Source organism: Stenotrophomonas sp. NPDC078853, from assembly GCF_044901215.1.
GTDB lineage: Bacteria > Pseudomonadota > Gammaproteobacteria > Xanthomonadales > Xanthomonadaceae > Stenotrophomonas > Stenotrophomonas lacuserhaii.
This window is the reverse complement of record NZ_JBJDOQ010000020.1, coordinates 17778-32853: the sequence shown is the minus strand read 5'-3', so window position 1 is coordinate 32853 and position 15076 is coordinate 17778. Positions and strand designations below refer to the sequence as shown.

Here is a 15076-nt window from a genome sequence, read left to right as displayed (position 1 = left end):
TATGTTGCTCGCCGCCACGGGCGGCCCCCCTCGCGGGGGGGGGGGGGGGTGGGGGGGGGGGGGGGGGGGGGGGGGGGGGGGGGGTATGCGGGGCACGCGCAAGTACATCCATGTAGCTCTTCGCGGCTCCTGCCGCTCAAGTCCCCGCATACCCCACCCGCCCAACCCCCTGACAGGTTCCGGTCGCCATCCGCCGCGCAATAAAAAGGGTAGCGCCGACCCATGGTCGGCGGAATGTTCCCGCCAACGGCCCGCTGCGCTCGCCGACCATGGGTCGGCGCTACCGCTTTTCTTTTTTTTCTACGCGGCTGGCAGCCACGGAACCTGTCCGGCCCAGCCTCTGATGCATTCCAGCCAGCCGCGAGGGGGTCTTACCCGTTCGCCAACCCACTCACCACTTGAACAGCACCAGGCTCAACGCCAGGGTCATCATGCCCGCCACCAGCCCGTACACCGTTTCGTGGCCCTGCGCATAACGCTTGGCCGCCGGCAGCAGCTCGTCCAGCGCCAGGAACACCATCACCCCGGCGATCAGCCCGAATACCCAGCCGAAGGTGGCGTGGTTCAGCGAGCCGGACAACAGGAAATAGCCGAGCGCCGCGCCGATCGGCTCGGCCAGGCCCGACAGCAGGCTCGCCGCGAAGGCGTAGAACTTGTTCTGCGTGGCGAAGTACACCGGCACCGCGATGGCGATGCCTTCGGGAATGTTGTGGATGGCAATGGCGAAGGCCAGCGGCATGCCCACCGATGGGCTTTCCAGCGTGGCGAAGAAGGTCGCCAGGCCTTCCGGGAAGTTGTGCGCGGTGATCGCCACGGCGGTCAGCAGGCCGACCCGCTTGATATAGGCCTTGTTGTCGGCGCGGAAGTCCGGATCCTTCGCGTCCAGGCTCTCGTGCGGGTTGGGGATCAGGTGGTCGATGCCCATGATCACCAGGATGCCCAGCAGGAAAGCGAGGGTGCCATAGGTGAAGCCGAGGCGCGGATCGTAGGCCTGGGTGAACGAGTCGATCGACTTGTTGAGGATCTCCGACAATGACACGTAGACCATCGCGCCGCCGGCAAACGCCAACCCGAAGGCCAGCAGGCGAGGGTTGGGACGTTTTGCGAACAGCACCATCAGGCTGCCGAGCGCGGTGGCCAGACCCGCGGCCAGGGTGACCGCCAAGGCGATCCAGACGTTCTCGGTGGAAATCTGCAGCATCTGCCGGTGCAATCCTTCAGCTGGCGGTCACCCCGCTCGGGCGGGGCGTTGGGGAGGGAGGGCGGGCGCCGGCGGGCCGTGGCGGAAAGCCGGCATCAGCCGCCGCGGCGCAGGCGTTCTTCCACCGCGAAGCATTCATCCGGGCGCGGCTGCGGCGGGTTGAAACTCACCGGCACCTGGATCGTGGCGGGCATCTTCTGGCCATTGCGGCTGGCGGCGTTGAACTGCCAGCCCTGCACGGCGGTGCGCGCCTGTTCGTCCAGCTGCGGGTTGCCGCTGCTGGTCAGCTGGGTCACTTCGGTGGGCTTGCCTTCCACCCCTACCACGACCTTCAGGGTGGTGGTGCCGCCCACGCCGCTGCAGGCCAGTTCGATCGGGTACTGCGGCGGCGGGGTCTTGACCGCGGCGACTTCGGTCGGCGGGGTGGCCGGCGCGGCCGGCGTCGCCGGCTCGCCGGAACCACCGCAGGCGGCCAGGCCGGTGGCGAACAGGGGCAGGATCCACAGGCGCAGGGTCATGGCAGTCACTCCGTCAGGGCCGATGCTTTGGCAGCGCAGATGAAATCGTTCTCGCTCAGCCCGCCCACGTCGTGCGTGGAATAACGCACCACGGCGCGGTCGTAATGCACCCCCAGGTCCGGGTGGTGGTCCTCGCGGTGGGCGATGAAGGCCAGCGCATTGACGAAGGCGAGCGTGTGGTAATAGTCCTTGAAGCGGAAGGTGCGCTGCAGGGCCTGGCCGTTCTCGACCAGTTCCCAGCCGGGCACCTGCGGCAGCAGTTCCGCCAGCCTGGCCTGCCCCAGACGGTGCTCGTTGCCCCGGCGGGGGATGCAATGGGCCTGTTCCAGTGGGACCAGATCGTTCATGGAATGCTCTACCTCTGAAATCGTTGACTGAACATTGCGCGGTCCAGTGTATAAACCGAATGATCGCGTAACAGGTACTTCGTTAGAATAGCCCGATGATCCAGATCTCCGACACCGCCCAGACCCATTTCCGCAAGTTGATCGAACGCGAAGGCGTGCCTGGCATGGGCGTGCGCGTGTCCGCGGTCGACCCCGGCACCCCCCGCGCCGATGCCCGGCTTGAGTTCGCCGAACCGGCCGACCTGCTCGGCGACGAGTGGGCGGTGGACTGCGACGGCTTCACCTTGTACGTGGCCTCCGACAGCGTGGGCTGGCTGGACGGCGCCGAGATCGACATCGTCACCGGCAACGCCGGCGGCCAGCAGCTGACCATCAAGGCGCCGCGCATAAAGGGGGAAGCGCCCGGTGATGCGGCCTCGCTGGTGGAGCGCGTGCACTGGGTGGTGGAGAACGAGGTCAATCCGCAGCTTGCCTCGCACGGTGGCAAGGTCGCGGTGCAGGAAGTGTCCGCCGACGGCGTGGTACTGCTGCGCTTCGGTGGCGGCTGCCAGGGCTGCGGGATGGCCGATGTCACGTTGAAGCAGGGAATCGAGAAGACGCTGATGGGCCGGGTTCCGGGCATCACGGCGGTACGTGATGCCACCGACCACGATAGTGGGCAGGCGCCGTACATGCCGCGCGGCAACGTCGCCTGACGCCCGCTGCGTGCCGTCATCCCGGGCTGCACAGTGGATCGAGGCCCTGCTGGCGCGCCAGCAGGAGCCGCCCATTCTGGAAAAGAAGACCGGCCTGCCGTATGGGTGGGCCATCTGGCTGCGCGCGCGTCCGCCGCTGCCGCGTCCCCAGCATGCGCGTGAGCTGGTTGCGGTGCTGCTGCCGCGGCCACTACCGGCCAGCAGTGGGCGCCTGCCGGGACTGACGATGTGGCAGGCGCTGCGTCGCCTGGGATGGCAGCAATGGGATCCGGCCCCGCGCGACCAGCGCTGGATGCGCTGGACTTCGGCAGGGGTGAGCCTGCTGTTGCACCTGCTGTTTGCCTTCCTGCTGGTGTGGGTGGCACTGGTGCGCTCTTCGCAGCCGGATACCCAGGGTGGGGAGGGCGAGCGGGTGCAGGTGGAGTTCATCGGGCAGGGCGCGCAGGAAGGTGGCGGCGAGCAGCCCGGAAGCGAGGCCGCAGCAGCTGCCGAGGCCGGTGCGGCTTCGGCGGACGGCCCAGCGGCACCCCCGTCCGAAGCACGGGACAGCGCGTCGGCAGCGTCCACCGCAGCGGCGCAGCCGGCCCCGGACGCAGCCGCTGCCGCGCCTGCGATGGTGTCCGAACCCACGCCTGCCGAGCCGACGCCGCCTGCACCGACGCCTCCGCTGCCGACGCCGCCGGTACAGGCGACGGACGTGGCCGAGGCAACAACCGATTTCGTGGTGCCGCCGGTCAGCGTGCCGCGTACCGAAGTCACCGTGGTCCCGCGCCAGGCGGCACCGTCGGTTCGCGAACGCGAGGTGCAGGTCGTGCAGGCCCCGGCCGTGGTCACGCCGCGTCCGGTAACGCCCGTGCGCACCCGTGCGCCGTCTGAAACCATGGTGCAGGTGCGTGAGCGCGAGGTCTCGCTTGCGGTGCAGGTGCCGGCGCCGATGCGACTGCCGCCGTCCGAGGTGGCGGTGCAGGTTGCCCCGCGTGAGCCCACCGTCGTGCGCGAACGCGAAGTAACTGCCGTGACCGCGCCTGCGATCAGCGTGCCGACGGTGCCGGGGCGCGAGCCGGCGCTGCGCACGCGACCCAGTCCCGAGCCGACCGTGCGCGAACGTGCCGTTGCCAACGCCGCTGCCAGCGCCAGCCCGCGCCCGTCAGCGACCGCGGCTGCCCAGGCCTCATCGTCTTCTTCAGCGGCTGCAGCGGCTTCGGCATCTACCGCCGCATCGCGCGCACCGGGCCAGGCGGGTGCGCAGGCGCGTCCCACGCCGGGCAACTGGGCCACGCCGGCGCGCGGTGATGATTGGGGTGCGTCCACCCGTGATCGTCCCGGCAGCAGTGCCGGCGCGCAGGCCAATCGTGATGCCGGGCAGGGCAGCGGCGTCTTCAACGCGGACGGCAGCGTGCGCGTTCCCGGCCAGGACGGCGCCGGCAACACCGATCGCGGTGCGCCTGGCGGCGACAACGATGGCTGGAGCCGCGACCGCATCGCGCAGTCCGGCACCTGGCTCAAGCGACCGCCGTATGACTACACCCCGACCTCGTTCGACAAGTATTGGGTGCCCAATGAATCGCTGCTTGCCGAGTGGGTGCGGCGCGGCGTGCAGTCGGTCGAAATCCCGCTGCCGGGTACCAGCACGAAGATTTCCTGCGTGATTTCGGTGCTGCAGTTCGGCGGTGGGTGCGGCCTCAACGATCCGAACATGCAGGACCAGCCGGCCATCGCGCGTCCGCCGCCGGACATTCCGTTCAAGAAAGAGCTGCAGGAAGACAACGGCAGCGTCCGCTGACCGCTCAGTATCCGCTGGACAGGAACGCCCACAGCGGCAGGTCCTGCTCGGCCCAGTACTGGCTGGCTTCGTCGAGGATCTCCAGCAGGGTGTCGAAGCTGGCCGCGTCCTGCGCACGCAGGGCGTCGATGCGGTCCAGGAACAGTGCGTGCCCGCCTGCGGCGCCCAGCCACGACAGGTCGCGCAGGTTGTCCGACAGCGCGTCCCAGTTGCCGCCGGACCCGGCGGGGAAATCCAGCTGCGCGGCAAGTCGTGCAAGGAGCGTGCGTTTGTCTGCGACCCCTTCCAGATCGACCCGGCGCACCAGCAGGCCGGCATCGCGCATGGCGGCGGCGAGCGCGGCCTCGTCGCCCTCTCCTATCGCATACACGCCAGCGTTGTTGAGGTCATGCAGGCCCAGGCCGAAGGCATCGTGGGTCATGGCACGGCCCCCTGCGCGGGTACATTGAAGCTGCGGAAGCTTTCGTAATGATCGCTGGTGTAATACCAGGCATCCGGTGGCTTGCCGCCGGTGATGATGCGGCGTGCGCCGCGGTTGCCGGCGCCCGGCGTTTCCACGGTGTACTCGCGGTAATAACCGCGCTCGCGTTGCGGCAGCCGCTGCTCACGGTTGCCGAATACGCTGCCGTCCTGGCGATGCGGGAACGGGCCGCCGCGCTGGATCAGCGCGATCGTCTGGCGCGCTTCGGCGGGCAGGAAGCCCGGCAGCGCGGCATGGGCCGCCGGCGCGGCCGAGGTGGCCGCCGGCGCCGGCGTGCCGGACAGGCTGGGCGCGAACTGCGGCTTGGCCGGGCGCTGCAGGAAATGGTTGCCCACCAGCCCGAGCAGCAGCAGGGCGATGGCGGTAATCAGCAGGCGGGGATTGCGCATGGCGATGGCAGGCGTGGAAACAGTGGCCACTGTAACGCCGCCGGACTGCATCGCGCATGAGGGCCACGCTGTCGCACCACGGTCACCTGCAGGACGAAGTTTCCTTTACATCCCTCTTGGTAATCTTCACACCTGTCCCCATCATTTACCGTGCACCACCTGGCGTGCGCCAGGTCCCCAAGCTACGAGGAGATGCACCATGGCCTACACCCTGCCCAAGCTGTCCTACGCCTATGACGCCCTGGAACCGCATATCGATGCGGCCACCATGGAGATCCACCACACCAAGCATCACCAGACCTACATCAACAACGTCAACGCAGCGCTGGAAGGCACCGAGTACGCCGACCTGCCGGTTGAAGAGCTGGTCAAGAAGCTGAAGTCGCTGCCGGAAAACCTGCAGGGCCCGGTGCGCAACAACGGGGGCGGCCATGCCAACCATTCGTTGTTCTGGACCGTGATGGCGCCCAGCGCCGGCGGCAATCCGGTCGGTGAGGTGGCCAAGAAGATCGACAGCGATCTCGGTGGCTTCGACAAGTTCAAGGACGCCTTCACCAAGGCGGCGCTGACGCGCTTCGGCAGCGGCTGGGCGTGGCTGAGCGTTACCCCGGACAAGAAGGTCGTGGTGGAAAGCACCGGCAACCAGGACAGCCCGCTGATGGAAGGCAACACGCCGATCCTCGGCCTGGATGTCTGGGAGCACGCGTATTACCTGAAGTACCAGAACCGTCGGCCGGAATACATCGGCGCGTTCTTCAACGTGATCGACTGGAATGAAGTCGAGCGTCGTTACCAGGAAGCAGTTGCCTGATCGCAACAGCGTTCCGGTAGAACCAGCAGGGCCGCGCATTCCAGCGCGGCCCTTTTTCGTTGCGCCGGTGCGCAGCGTCGCGTCAGCCGGCCGGAGCCTGCAGTCGCAGCACGGCCATCACGCCAAGTGGCAGCAGCGGCATTTCACCCTCGGCCGGCAGTTCGATGCGCTGCTGGCGCTTTCCGCTGAAGGATTTGACCTGGAACAGCACGTCCAGTCCGTGGCTGTCGACGCTGCCGTTCGCCGCGCCGGGCTTTTCCGCCCGTGCCGAGGGGTTGCGCCGCGCCGGTTGGAAGCCGGGCATGCCGCGCACCACCTCGCTGCTGCTGGCGGAAAAATCACCGGCGACCAGGCTCGGGTGGCCGTCGGAGGTCGCGGCGATCCAGGCCATCAGGTCGTTGGTCTGGTGCTGGCGGTTGACCGCGGTATCCGGCTCTGGCCGCAACCGTGCCACATAGATGTTGACCTGCCCCTCGCCGACGGCGACGCGCATCATGCCCGCAGCGCTGAAGCGTCCCGGGGGATGCAGCAGGGTGACGCCGTCTTCTTCCACGCGCAGCCGGCTGAGCATCGCGCTGCCGTGTCGCTGGGCCTGGCTGGGCGGATCGGAGGTGATGAAATCGCAGCTGTAGCGCAGCCGGCTGGCAAGCCAGCAGGCCGGGTTGCGACGACCCTCCTGCAGTACCGACTGCACCGTGATCACGTCCGGTCGCAGGGTGGCCAGCAGCTGGGCGATCGCTTCGCGACGATGCTCCCAGCCCGGATCCTCCTGTGCGGGCAGCTGCAGGCTGGCCACGCTGAGTTCGGCAAGCGGGCTTGCCGCCGCCGGCTGGGCACGGACCACCAGGGGAGCCAACAACAGGCCAACGCACAGCAACAGGGGGAAAGGAGGGGTGCGCATAACGATAAGTTTACGCTTGCGCCGTGCAGGCGTCGTGACCCCGCAGCGTCTCTGCCATGCTTTTAGAGCGCTGTCATGCAGCCCTGCAGCGTGCGCTGGGTGCCTTGATTCCGGTAACCTTGGCGCTTTAGTGTCCGCAGGAAAGCCTTACAGGATGAGCCATAACGCAGTCGCCCCCGCCGGCAAGGGATCCATGCCGCGCCAGATCCCGTACATCATCGGCAATGAGGCCTGCGAGCGCTTCAGCTTCTACGGCATGCGCAACATCCTGGTGCAGTTCCTGATCACCTCGCTGCTGCTGCAGGAGATCACTGCCGAAGGCCGTGCCGGTGAAGCCAAGGACATCATGCACAGCTTCATGATCGGCGTGTATTTCTTCCCGCTGCTCGGTGGCTGGCTGGCCGACAGATTCTTCGGCAAGTACCACACCATCCTGTGGTTCAGCCTGATCTACTGTGTCGGCCACCTGTGCCTGGCGCTGTTCGAAGGCAGTCGCGGCGGCTTCTTCTTCGGCCTGGGGTTGATCGCGCTGGGCGCCGGTGGCATCAAGCCGCTGGTTGCTTCGTTCATGGGCGACCAGTTCGACCAGGGCAACAAGCACCTGGCGAAGCTGGTCTTCGATGCCTTCTACTGGATCATCAACTTCGGCTCGCTGTTCGCCTCGCTGCTGATTCCGCTGGTGCTGAAGAACTGGGGTCCGCAGTGGGCCTTCGGCATCCCCGGCATCCTGATGTTCATCGCGACCTTCGTGTTCTGGCTGGGGCGCAAGCGCTACGTGCTGACTCCGCTGCCACCGAAGGACCCGCATTCGTTCGCCAACGTGGTACGCACTGCACTGACCGCGCGCGTCGAAGGCCGTGGCCGTCCTGGCCTGGGGCTGGCCGTTGCAGGCATGGTGTTGGCGATTGCTTCGTTCGGGCTGGTCGGCACGCTGGGAATCGTGATCTGCCTGTGCCTGGCGCTGGTCTCGGTGCTGGCAGGCGTCGGTGGCGGCACCTGGATGCAGCTGGACCGGGCCCGTGCGGTGCATCCGGCCGAGGCCGTCGAAGGCGTGCGCTCGGTGCTGCGCGTGCTGGTGATCTTCGCGCTGACCACGCCGTTCTTCTCGCTGTTCGACCAGAAGGCCTCCACCTGGGTGCTGCAGGGCCAGCAGATGCAGATGCCCAGCTGGTTCACCGCCTCGCAGATGCAGGCCTTGAATCCGCTGCTGGTGATGATCCTGATTCCGTTCAACAACCTGGTGCTGTACCCGGCGCTGCGCCGTTTCGGCTTCGAACCCACCGCGCTGCGCCGGATGACCGCCGGCATCGCCTTCAGCGGCCTGGCGTGGATCGTGGTCGGCGGCATCCAGGTGGTGATGGACGGCGGCAACGCGATGTCGATCTTCTGGCAGATGCTGCCGTACGCGCTGCTGACCTTCGGTGAAGTGCTGGTGTCGGCGACCGGGCTTGAATTCGCCTACAGCCAGGCGCCGCAGGCGATGAAGGGGGTGGTGATGAGCTTCTGGAACCTGACCACCACCATCGGCAACCTGTGGGTGCTGCTGTCCAACGCCGCGGTGCGCAACGATACGGTGACCCACCAGATCGCCAGTACCGGGCTGAGCGAAGCGGCGTTCCTGATGTTCTTCTTCGCTGGCTTCGCGTTCGTCGCCGCACTGGCCTTTGGCTGGTATGCGCGCCGTTACCGCATGGTCGACAACTACCGCGCCGCCTGAGCCTGACATGACGCCCGTAAACCTCCTGCTGATCGCCATCACCGCCATCGTTTCCTACCTGGCGTTCAACAACCGCAAGCTGGCCGACCGGCTGATCCTGTGGCCACCGGCGGTGGATCGCCACCGCCAGTACGACCGGCTGGTGACCTACGGCTTCATCCACGCCGACTGGCCGCACCTGATCTTCAACATGATCACGCTGTTCTTCTTCGGCGGCCAGATCGAAACGGTGATGGTGCAGCTGTCCGGCAGCTACCTGACCTATCCGGCGTTCTATCTGGGGGCGCTGGTGGTGTCCATCCTGCCCAGCTACATCAAGAACCAGAAGAATCCCAACTACCTCAGCCTGGGCGCGTCAGGGGCGGTGTCGGCGGTGCTGTTCGCCTTCATCCTGCTCAGCCCGTGGACGATCATCCTGGTGTTCTTCATCCCGGCGCCGGCCATCCTGTACGCGGTGTTCTACGTGGGCTACAGCATCTGGATGGACAAGAAGGGCGGGGACCGCATCAACCACAGCGCGCACCTGGCCGGTGCGGCATTCGGCGTGCTGTTCCTGCTGGCGATGAACCCGGGCATCTTCAACCACTTCCTGCGCGAGCTGTCCAACCCGCGCTTCGGCCTGGGCGGCTGAGGCGCGCGCGGCGACCGGCGGGCGGCTAGCGCGTCCGCGGGGTCCCGCTGTCCACGCCATAGGTATCCAGCAGGCGGGTGAAGACTTCTTCGCCGATCTGCTGGAACTGCGTCTGCTCGGTGTGACCCTCCACGGCAAGCTGCAGCAGGCCTTCCAGCAGCGCGTCATCGGTGGCGGCCGCATCGGCGGACGGAGCAGGGGGGTGTCGCATGGGAACCTCCTGGGAAAGGGGCGGGCGGACCCGGCAGGGCCTTCCAGTGCGCCCCGTCGACAGGGGTATCGGCCGCGGCCGGCCACGCTTTAGCGGTCGATGTGTCCGGGGCAGATAGCGCTTGCCCCTGTTCAGGCTTCACACGATCATGGCGGCAGGCTGCGCACCATCAGCGGTGCTGCCCCAGGAGATCGGTCCCATGGCTTCGGTCACGCCCCCCGGATTGGCTTACGAGGTCACCCATGACGTGGCTGCGCACCGCTTCACCGCACGGGTGCAAGGTCATCTGGCGTTGCTGGATTACCAGCTCAAGCGGCGCCGCATGGTGATCACCCACACCGAGGTACCCGATGCCATCGGCGGGCGCGGCATCGCCGGGGAACTGACCCGCGTGGCGCTGCGCTGGGCGCGCGACAACAAATACAAAGTGGTTCCCGCGTGCGCTTACGCGGAGGCGTTCTTTGAACGTCACGAAGAATTCAATGACCTGTTGGCCTGATCGGCCGACGGGGTTCGTTCCAGAAAGGAAACCGATACATGTCGCTGCCAGTCCAGGGGAAATCGATGAAGTCGTTGCGCCATAAACTGCCTGCCGCCGGGGTGCTGGGCGTGGCCATCGCGGCCATGCTGCTGGCCGGGTGTGGGCGCGAGGATGGCAACAGCGCTGGGCCCCAGCCTGCCGCCGCCGATACCGCCGGGCAGCTGCCGGCGCCGGTGGCCGAAGCACCCGCCGATGCACCGGTAGCGCTTGCCGATGTGATCGAGACCAGCCCGCAGGCGGTGGTCGGCATCAGTTATGCAGCCGGGCTGGACCAGTATCCGGGGCTGGCCAAGGCGCTGCAGGACTACGCTGCCGCTGCGCGTGGCGAGCTGCAGCAGGCCCTCGATGGGCTGGGCAACGACAAGCCGACGATGCCGTACGAGTTGTCGCTGGCGTTTGAAAAGCAGCTGGAAACCCCGGAGCTGGTGGCGGTGCGCGCCGAGGGCAGCCGCTACACCGGCGGTGCCCACGGCGAGCCGCTGGTCGCCCGCTTCGTCTGGCTGCCCGGCCCGCAGCAGATGCTGACCGCCGACCACCTGGTGCCGGACGCCAAGGGGTGGAAGGCGATCAGTGACTTCGTGGCCGACCAGCTGCGCGAGCGCGTAGCGACGCGCCTGAGCAGCGAGGACATGGAGCCGGGCGAGCTGCAGGAATCGCTGCGCAGCGCCTCGCGGATGATCAACGAAGGCACCGGCGCCCGGCCGGACAACTTCCGCCAGTTCGAACCGATGACCGATGCCGCCGGCAAGGTGACCGGACTGCGGTTCGTGTTCCCCCCCTACCAGGTCGGTCCCTACTCCGAAGGCACCCAGACCGCCGAGGTACCGGCGTCCGTGCTGGTGCCGCATGTGGCGCCGGAGTACGCCGGACTGTTCGCCCACGGCTGAGCAGGGAGGTGACGGTGGACGCCGCGCTGCAGGTTCGGCTCACCGCGCTGATGCAGGAAGCCGGCGTCACCCTCGGCGGCGCGCGGCCCCAGGATATCCACGTCCATGACCCGCGCTTCCACGCGCGGGTGCTGGCGGGCGGGTCGCTGGCGCTCGGCGAGAGTTACATGGATGGATGGTGGGATGCCAACCAGCTCGATTGCTTCCTGCTGCACCTGCTGCAGGCCCACCTGGACGAGCGCGTGCACAGTTGGCGTGAGTTGGCCGATGCGGTCCGCGCACGCCTGGTCAACGTGCAGGCCGGGCAGCGCAGTTTCGAAGTCGGGCGCCGCCACTATGATCTCGGCAACGACCTGTACGCGGCCATGCTGGGACAGCGCCTGGTGTACAGCTGCGGGTACTGGCGGCAGGCCCAGGACCTGGATGCCGCACAGGAAGCCAAGCTGGACCTGGTCTGCCGCAAGCTGGCGCTGCGTCCCGGCCAGCGCGTGCTCGACATCGGCTGCGGCTGGGGGGAAGCGTTGAAATTCGCCTGCGAACGCTACGGCGTCAGTGGCGTGGGTGTGACCATCTCCGAAGAACAGGCCGCGTATGCGCGCGGGCGCTGCGCAGGATTGCCGGTGGAGATCCGGCTGCAGGATTACCGCGCGCTGGATGAGCGCTTCGATGCGGTGTTCTCCATCGGCATGTTCGAACACGTGGGCGAACGCAACTATCGCGCGTTCTTCGACGTGGCCCGGCGTTGCCTGGCGCCGGACGGCTTGCTGCTGCTGCATACCATCGGGCGAAATGTCAGCGGCCACCGCACCGATCCATGGATCGCCCGTTACATTTTCCCCAACTCGATGCTGCCTTCGGCGGCGCAGATCACGCGCGCGTTCGAGGGCCGCTTCGTGCTTGAAGACTGGCATGGCTTCGGCACCGACTACGACCTGACGCTGCAGGCATGGCGGCGCAACGTGGAAGCGGCCTGGCCGCGGCTGGATCGGCAGCGTTACGACGAACGCTTCAAGCGCATGTGGCGCTTCTACCTGGCCGGTTCGATGGCCGCGTTCCGCTGCCGGCATGCCCAGTTGTGGCAACTGGTGCTGTCGCCGGAAGGCGTGCCGGGCGGGTACGTGGCGCCGCGTTGAGGCCGCCTGCAAAAAAAAAACGCCCGGTTACCCGGGCGTTTTCCATTCAACGTTGCTGCAGGCGCTGTTTACTTGCCGGCACCGGTCAGGCCACGCTTCTCCAGCAGCGGCTCGATCTGCGGCTCATGGCCGGCGAAGTCGCGGAACAGCTGCATTGCATCCACGCTGCCGCCGCGCGACAGCAGGGTCTTGCGGAAGTGGTCGCCGTTCTTGCGGCTCAGGCCGCCGTTCTCGTTGAACCACTTCTGGGTGTTGGCGTCGAGCACTTCGGACCAGATGTAGGCGTAGTAGCCGGCCGAGTAGCCGCCCATGATGTGGCTGAAGTACGGGGTCTTGTAACGCGGGGGCACCGGCGCGTAGAAGATGCCGTCCTTGGCCAGTGCGGCGGCTTCGAACTTCATCACCTCGGCGGCGGCCGGGACCTGGTCCGCGCTGATCTGGTGCCAGCGCTGGTCCAGCATCGCCGCACCCAGGTATTCGGTGGTGGCGAAGCCCTGGTTGAACTTGGCTGCGGCGACCACCTTGTCCAGCAGCGCCTGCGGCATCGCCGAACCATTCTGGTAGTGCTTGGCGTAGTTCTTCAGGATGACCGGATTGTCAGCCCACATCTCGTTGACCTGCGAGGGGAACTCGACGAAGTCGCGCGGCACAGAGGTGCCGGAGAAATACGGGTACTTCACGTTGGAGAACATGCCGTGCAGCGCATGGCCGAACTCGTGGAAGGTGGTGGTCACTTCATCCCAGGTCAGCAGGGTCGGCTTTCCGGCCGGCGGCTTGGGGATGTTGAGGTGGTTGGCCACCACCGGCTTGAAGCCGGACAGTCCGGACTGCGAAACGTAGGAGTTCATCCATGCACCGCCACGCTTGGACGCGCGTGCATAGGGGTCGAAGATGAAGATCGCCAGCTGGCTGCCGTCGGCATCGAACACGTCGTACACGGTGACGTCTTCGTGGTAGACCGGCAGGTCGGTGCGCTGCTTGAAGGTCAGGCCGAATTCGAGTTCAGCGGCATGGAACACGCCGTCTTCCAGCACCGTCTTCATTTCGAAGTACGGCTTGAGCTGGGATTCGTCGAAGTTGTACTTGGCCTGGCGCACCTTCTCGCTGTAGAACGCCCAGTCCCAGGCTTCCAGCTTGAAGGTCGGCTTGCCGGCCGCCTTCTGTTCCTGGTCGATCATCGCCTGCAGGTCGGCCGCTTCGCGCTTGGCGTTGGCCACCGCGGCCGGGGCCAGCTGGCCCAGCATCGCGTTGACCGCTTCGGGGGTCTTGGCGGTCTGGTTGGTCAGGTTGTAGGCGGCGAAGTTGGGGAAGCCCATCAGCTTGGCCTTGTCGGCGCGCAGCTGCATGATGCGCGCCACCAGCGCGGTGTTGTCGAACTCACCGCCGCGGCTGCCACGGGTGGTGGACGCTTCGTAGATCTTCTGGCGCAGCGCACGGTTGGCCAGGTTGGTCAGCGGCGGCTGGCCGGTGGTGTTGAGCAGGGTGATCACGTACTTGCCGTCCAGGCCGCGCGCCTTGGCCGCTTCGGCGGCGGCGGAGATCTGCTCCTGCGACAGGCCGTCAAGTTCCTTGACGTCGTCCACGGTGATCGCCGAGGCGTTCACTTCGGACTGCACGTTCTGGCTGAATTTGGTACCCAGGTTGGCCAGCTCGGCGTTCATTTCCTTGAGCTTGGTCTTGTCCGCCTCGGACAGCTTGGCGCCGGCGCGCACGTAGTTCTCGTAGTACTTCTCGACCAGGCGAACGCCTTCGGCGTCCAGGCCCAGCTTGGCGCGGTCGTCATACAGCGCCTGGATGCGGGCGAACAGCTTGCCGTTCAGCGCGATCGCATCACCGTGGGCGGCAAAGCGCGCCGAATAGTCGGCCTGCAGCTTCTTGCGGGTGTCATTGGTATCGGCACCGACCAGGGCAAAGAACACGGTGGTGGCGCGGTCCAGCGTCTCACCGCTCTTCTCCAGCGCGATCAGGGTGTTTTCGAAGGTCGGCTTGGCCTTGTTGTTGGCGATGGCCTCCACTTCCTTCAGCTGCTGGGCCATGCCGGCGTCGAAGGCCGGCGCGAAGTCGCTGTCGGTGATCTTGTCGAACTGCGGATAGTGCAGCGGCAGCGGGCTGTCGGCGAAGAACGGGTTGGCCTGCTGCGCGGCGGTGCTGGCAGCCGGGGTGGCGGCGCCGGCGGAATAGGCGGGCAGGGCAAGGCCGAGGGTCATGGCCACGGCAAGGGCAAGGCGGGTGGTCAAGGCAAGGTACTCCACGAAGACAAGTCCCCGAGGGTAACCCGGCCCCGGACGGGTGGGCTTGTGTCGAAAGGCATGGACGTTCAGGCTGCTGGCTTGTTCCCTGCAGCGGCCGGCCGATGACCAGTGCCTTTGATTTCGACATGACCACGCTGGAAGGCGAGCGCGTTCCGCTGTCGTGCCATCGCGGAAAGCGGCTGCTGCTGGTCAACGTGGCCAGCCGCTGCGGCTTCACCCCGCAGTACACCGGCCTGGAACAGCTGTGGCAGGACTACCGTGAACACGGTCTGGTGGTGATCGGCTTTCCGTGCAACCAGTTCGGTGCGCAGGAGCCCGGCGATGCCGCCCGGATCCGTGCGTTCTGTTCGCTGGATTATCCGGTGAGCTTCCCGTTGTCGGCCAGGATCGAGGTCAACGGCCCGGCCGCCGACCCGTTGTGGCAGTGGTTGTCCACACAGAAACGCGGCCTGCTGGGCAGCGCGCGCATCAAGTGGAATTTCACCAAATTCCTGATCGACCGCGATGGCCAGGTGCGGTCCCGCTTCGCGCCCACCACCACCCCCGCACAGCTCCGCCGCCACCTCTGAACAGGGCAC

Annotated in this window: 17 protein-coding genes; 9 read left to right on the top strand and 8 right to left on the bottom strand. The window is 66.9% G+C overall.

Annotated features, from left to right (window positions below):
- Positions 1-391: 391 nt before the first annotated feature.
- The 3 genes from zupT to ACI2JH_RS17055 form a co-directional block, all read right to left on the bottom strand.
- Complete coding sequence (gene zupT / locus ACI2JH_RS17065; RefSeq protein ID WP_182656736.1) at positions 392-1201, bottom strand: zinc transporter ZupT; 810 nt, start codon at positions 1199-1201, stop codon at positions 392-394.
- 95 nt (positions 1202-1296) lie between these two features.
- Positions 1297-1719: an energy transducer TonB gene (locus ACI2JH_RS17060; RefSeq protein ID WP_404736779.1), complete on the bottom strand. Its 423-nt coding sequence runs from the start codon at positions 1717-1719 to the stop codon at positions 1297-1299.
- A 5-nt stretch (positions 1720-1724) separates the two neighbouring features.
- Positions 1725-2066 (bottom strand): 4a-hydroxytetrahydrobiopterin dehydratase, encoded by a 342-nt coding sequence (locus ACI2JH_RS17055; RefSeq protein ID WP_042613277.1) that lies wholly within the window; start codon positions 2064-2066, stop codon positions 1725-1727.
- Between the two features lie 95 nt (positions 2067-2161).
- On the opposite strand from ACI2JH_RS17055, the gene ACI2JH_RS17050 reads away from it, so the two are divergent.
- Positions 2162-2761: an NfuA family Fe-S biogenesis protein gene (locus tag ACI2JH_RS17050; protein WP_101098566.1), complete on the top strand. Its 600-nt coding sequence runs from the start codon at positions 2162-2164 to the stop codon at positions 2759-2761.
- Between the two features lie 10 nt (positions 2762-2771).
- Positions 2772-4544, top strand: coding sequence for a hypothetical protein (locus ACI2JH_RS17045; RefSeq protein ID WP_404736778.1), 1773 nt, complete (start codon positions 2772-2774; stop codon positions 4542-4544).
- A gap of 4 nt (positions 4545-4548) precedes the next feature.
- Here ACI2JH_RS17045 and ACI2JH_RS17040 read toward each other — a convergent pair whose 3' ends face one another.
- Together ACI2JH_RS17040 and ACI2JH_RS17035 are read right to left on the bottom strand one after the other, a co-directional pair.
- A complete protein-coding gene (locus ACI2JH_RS17040; protein WP_319277600.1) occupies positions 4549-4965 on the bottom strand; it encodes a barstar family protein in 417 nt (138 codons plus the stop codon).
- Positions 4962-5414: a ribonuclease domain-containing protein gene (locus ACI2JH_RS17035; protein ID WP_101098563.1), complete on the bottom strand. Its 453-nt coding sequence runs from the start codon at positions 5412-5414 to the stop codon at positions 4962-4964. Before ACI2JH_RS17035 ends, ACI2JH_RS17040 begins: the two co-directional genes overlap by 4 nt.
- 199 nt (positions 5415-5613) lie before the next feature.
- Between ACI2JH_RS17035 and ACI2JH_RS17030 the strand changes: the two genes are divergently transcribed.
- Positions 5614-6225, top strand: coding sequence for a superoxide dismutase (locus tag ACI2JH_RS17030; protein ID WP_101098562.1), 612 nt, complete (start codon positions 5614-5616; stop codon positions 6223-6225).
- An 82-nt stretch (positions 6226-6307) separates the two neighbouring features.
- Here ACI2JH_RS17030 and ACI2JH_RS17025 read toward each other — a convergent pair whose 3' ends face one another.
- Positions 6308-7126 carry an endonuclease/exonuclease/phosphatase family protein gene (locus tag ACI2JH_RS17025; protein ID WP_157825004.1) on the bottom strand — a complete coding sequence of 273 codons (819 nt, stop codon included), beginning with the start codon at positions 7124-7126 and terminating at the stop codon, positions 6308-6310.
- 154 nt (positions 7127-7280) lie between these two features.
- On the opposite strand from ACI2JH_RS17025, the gene ACI2JH_RS17020 reads away from it, so the two are divergent.
- Positions 7281-8843, top strand: coding sequence for an oligopeptide:H+ symporter (locus ACI2JH_RS17020; RefSeq protein ID WP_404736777.1), 1563 nt, complete (start codon positions 7281-7283; stop codon positions 8841-8843).
- Positions 8844-8850: 7 nt separating this feature from the next.
- The gene (locus ACI2JH_RS17015) at positions 8851-9474 is read left to right on the top strand and encodes a rhomboid family intramembrane serine protease (RefSeq protein ID WP_042613285.1); all 624 of its coding nucleotides are present in this window, start codon (positions 8851-8853) and stop codon (positions 9472-9474) included.
- Between the two features lie 25 nt (positions 9475-9499).
- Here the strand turns inward: ACI2JH_RS17015 and ACI2JH_RS17010 are convergent, their stop codons facing one another.
- The gene (locus ACI2JH_RS17010) at positions 9500-9685 is read right to left on the bottom strand and encodes a hypothetical protein (RefSeq protein ID WP_101098559.1); all 186 of its coding nucleotides are present in this window, start codon (positions 9683-9685) and stop codon (positions 9500-9502) included.
- Between the two features lie 199 nt (positions 9686-9884).
- Here ACI2JH_RS17010 and ACI2JH_RS17005 point away from each other — a divergent pair, with 199 nt between their 5' ends.
- The 3 genes from ACI2JH_RS17005 to cfa are packed head-to-tail and all read left to right on the top strand — an operon-like array spanning position 9885 to position 12246.
- Positions 9885-10184, top strand: a complete 300-nt coding sequence (locus tag ACI2JH_RS17005; RefSeq protein ID WP_182656818.1) for a GNAT family N-acetyltransferase — start codon at positions 9885-9887, stop codon at positions 10182-10184.
- A gap of 38 nt (positions 10185-10222) precedes the next feature.
- Entirely contained in the window at positions 10223-11113 is an 891-nt protein-coding gene (locus ACI2JH_RS17000) for a DUF3298 domain-containing protein (protein WP_404736776.1), read from the top strand.
- A 14-nt stretch (positions 11114-11127) separates the two neighbouring features.
- Positions 11128-12246 (top strand): cyclopropane fatty acyl phospholipid synthase, encoded by a 1119-nt coding sequence (cfa, locus tag ACI2JH_RS16995; protein ID WP_182656742.1) that lies wholly within the window; start codon positions 11128-11130, stop codon positions 12244-12246.
- Positions 12247-12314: 68 nt separating this feature from the next.
- Here the strand turns inward: cfa and ACI2JH_RS16990 are convergent, their stop codons facing one another.
- Positions 12315-14483, bottom strand: a complete 2169-nt coding sequence (locus ACI2JH_RS16990; protein WP_101098557.1) for a M3 family metallopeptidase — start codon at positions 14481-14483, stop codon at positions 12315-12317.
- Between the two features lie 116 nt (positions 14484-14599).
- On the opposite strand from ACI2JH_RS16990, the gene ACI2JH_RS16985 reads away from it, so the two are divergent.
- The gene (locus ACI2JH_RS16985) at positions 14600-15067 is read left to right on the top strand and encodes a glutathione peroxidase (protein ID WP_404736775.1); all 468 of its coding nucleotides are present in this window, start codon (positions 14600-14602) and stop codon (positions 15065-15067) included.
- Positions 15068-15076 lie beyond the last annotated feature (9 nt).

Coding starts and splice junctions, on each gene's coding strand:
- zupT (WP_182656736.1), bottom strand. CDS start 1,201: ATGCTGCAGATTTCCACCGAGAACGTCTGGATCGCCTTGGCGGTCACC.
- ACI2JH_RS17060 (WP_404736779.1), bottom strand. CDS start 1,719: ATGACCCTGCGCCTGTGGATCCTGCCCCTGTTCGCCACCGGCCTGGCC.
- ACI2JH_RS17055 (WP_042613277.1), bottom strand. CDS start 2,066: ATGAACGATCTGGTCCCACTGGAACAGGCCCATTGCATCCCCCGCCGG.
- ACI2JH_RS17050 (WP_101098566.1), top strand. CDS start 2,162: ATGATCCAGATCTCCGACACCGCCCAGACCCATTTCCGCAAGTTGATC.
- ACI2JH_RS17040 (WP_319277600.1), bottom strand. CDS start 4,965: ATGACCCACGATGCCTTCGGCCTGGGCCTGCATGACCTCAACAACGCT.
- ACI2JH_RS17035 (WP_101098563.1), bottom strand. CDS start 5,414: ATGCGCAATCCCCGCCTGCTGATTACCGCCATCGCCCTGCTGCTGCTC.
- ACI2JH_RS17030 (WP_101098562.1), top strand. CDS start 5,614: ATGGCCTACACCCTGCCCAAGCTGTCCTACGCCTATGACGCCCTGGAA.
- ACI2JH_RS17025 (WP_157825004.1), bottom strand. CDS start 7,126: ATGCGCACCCCTCCTTTCCCCCTGTTGCTGTGCGTTGGCCTGTTGTTG.
- ACI2JH_RS17020 (WP_404736777.1), top strand. CDS start 7,281: ATGAGCCATAACGCAGTCGCCCCCGCCGGCAAGGGATCCATGCCGCGC.
- ACI2JH_RS17015 (WP_042613285.1), top strand. CDS start 8,851: ATGACGCCCGTAAACCTCCTGCTGATCGCCATCACCGCCATCGTTTCC.
- ACI2JH_RS17010 (WP_101098559.1), bottom strand. CDS start 9,685: ATGCGACACCCCCCTGCTCCGTCCGCCGATGCGGCCGCCACCGATGAC.
- ACI2JH_RS17005 (WP_182656818.1), top strand. CDS start 9,885: ATGGCTTCGGTCACGCCCCCCGGATTGGCTTACGAGGTCACCCATGAC.
- ACI2JH_RS17000 (WP_404736776.1), top strand. CDS start 10,223: ATGTCGCTGCCAGTCCAGGGGAAATCGATGAAGTCGTTGCGCCATAAA.
- ACI2JH_RS16985 (WP_404736775.1), top strand. CDS start 14,600: ATGACCAGTGCCTTTGATTTCGACATGACCACGCTGGAAGGCGAGCGC.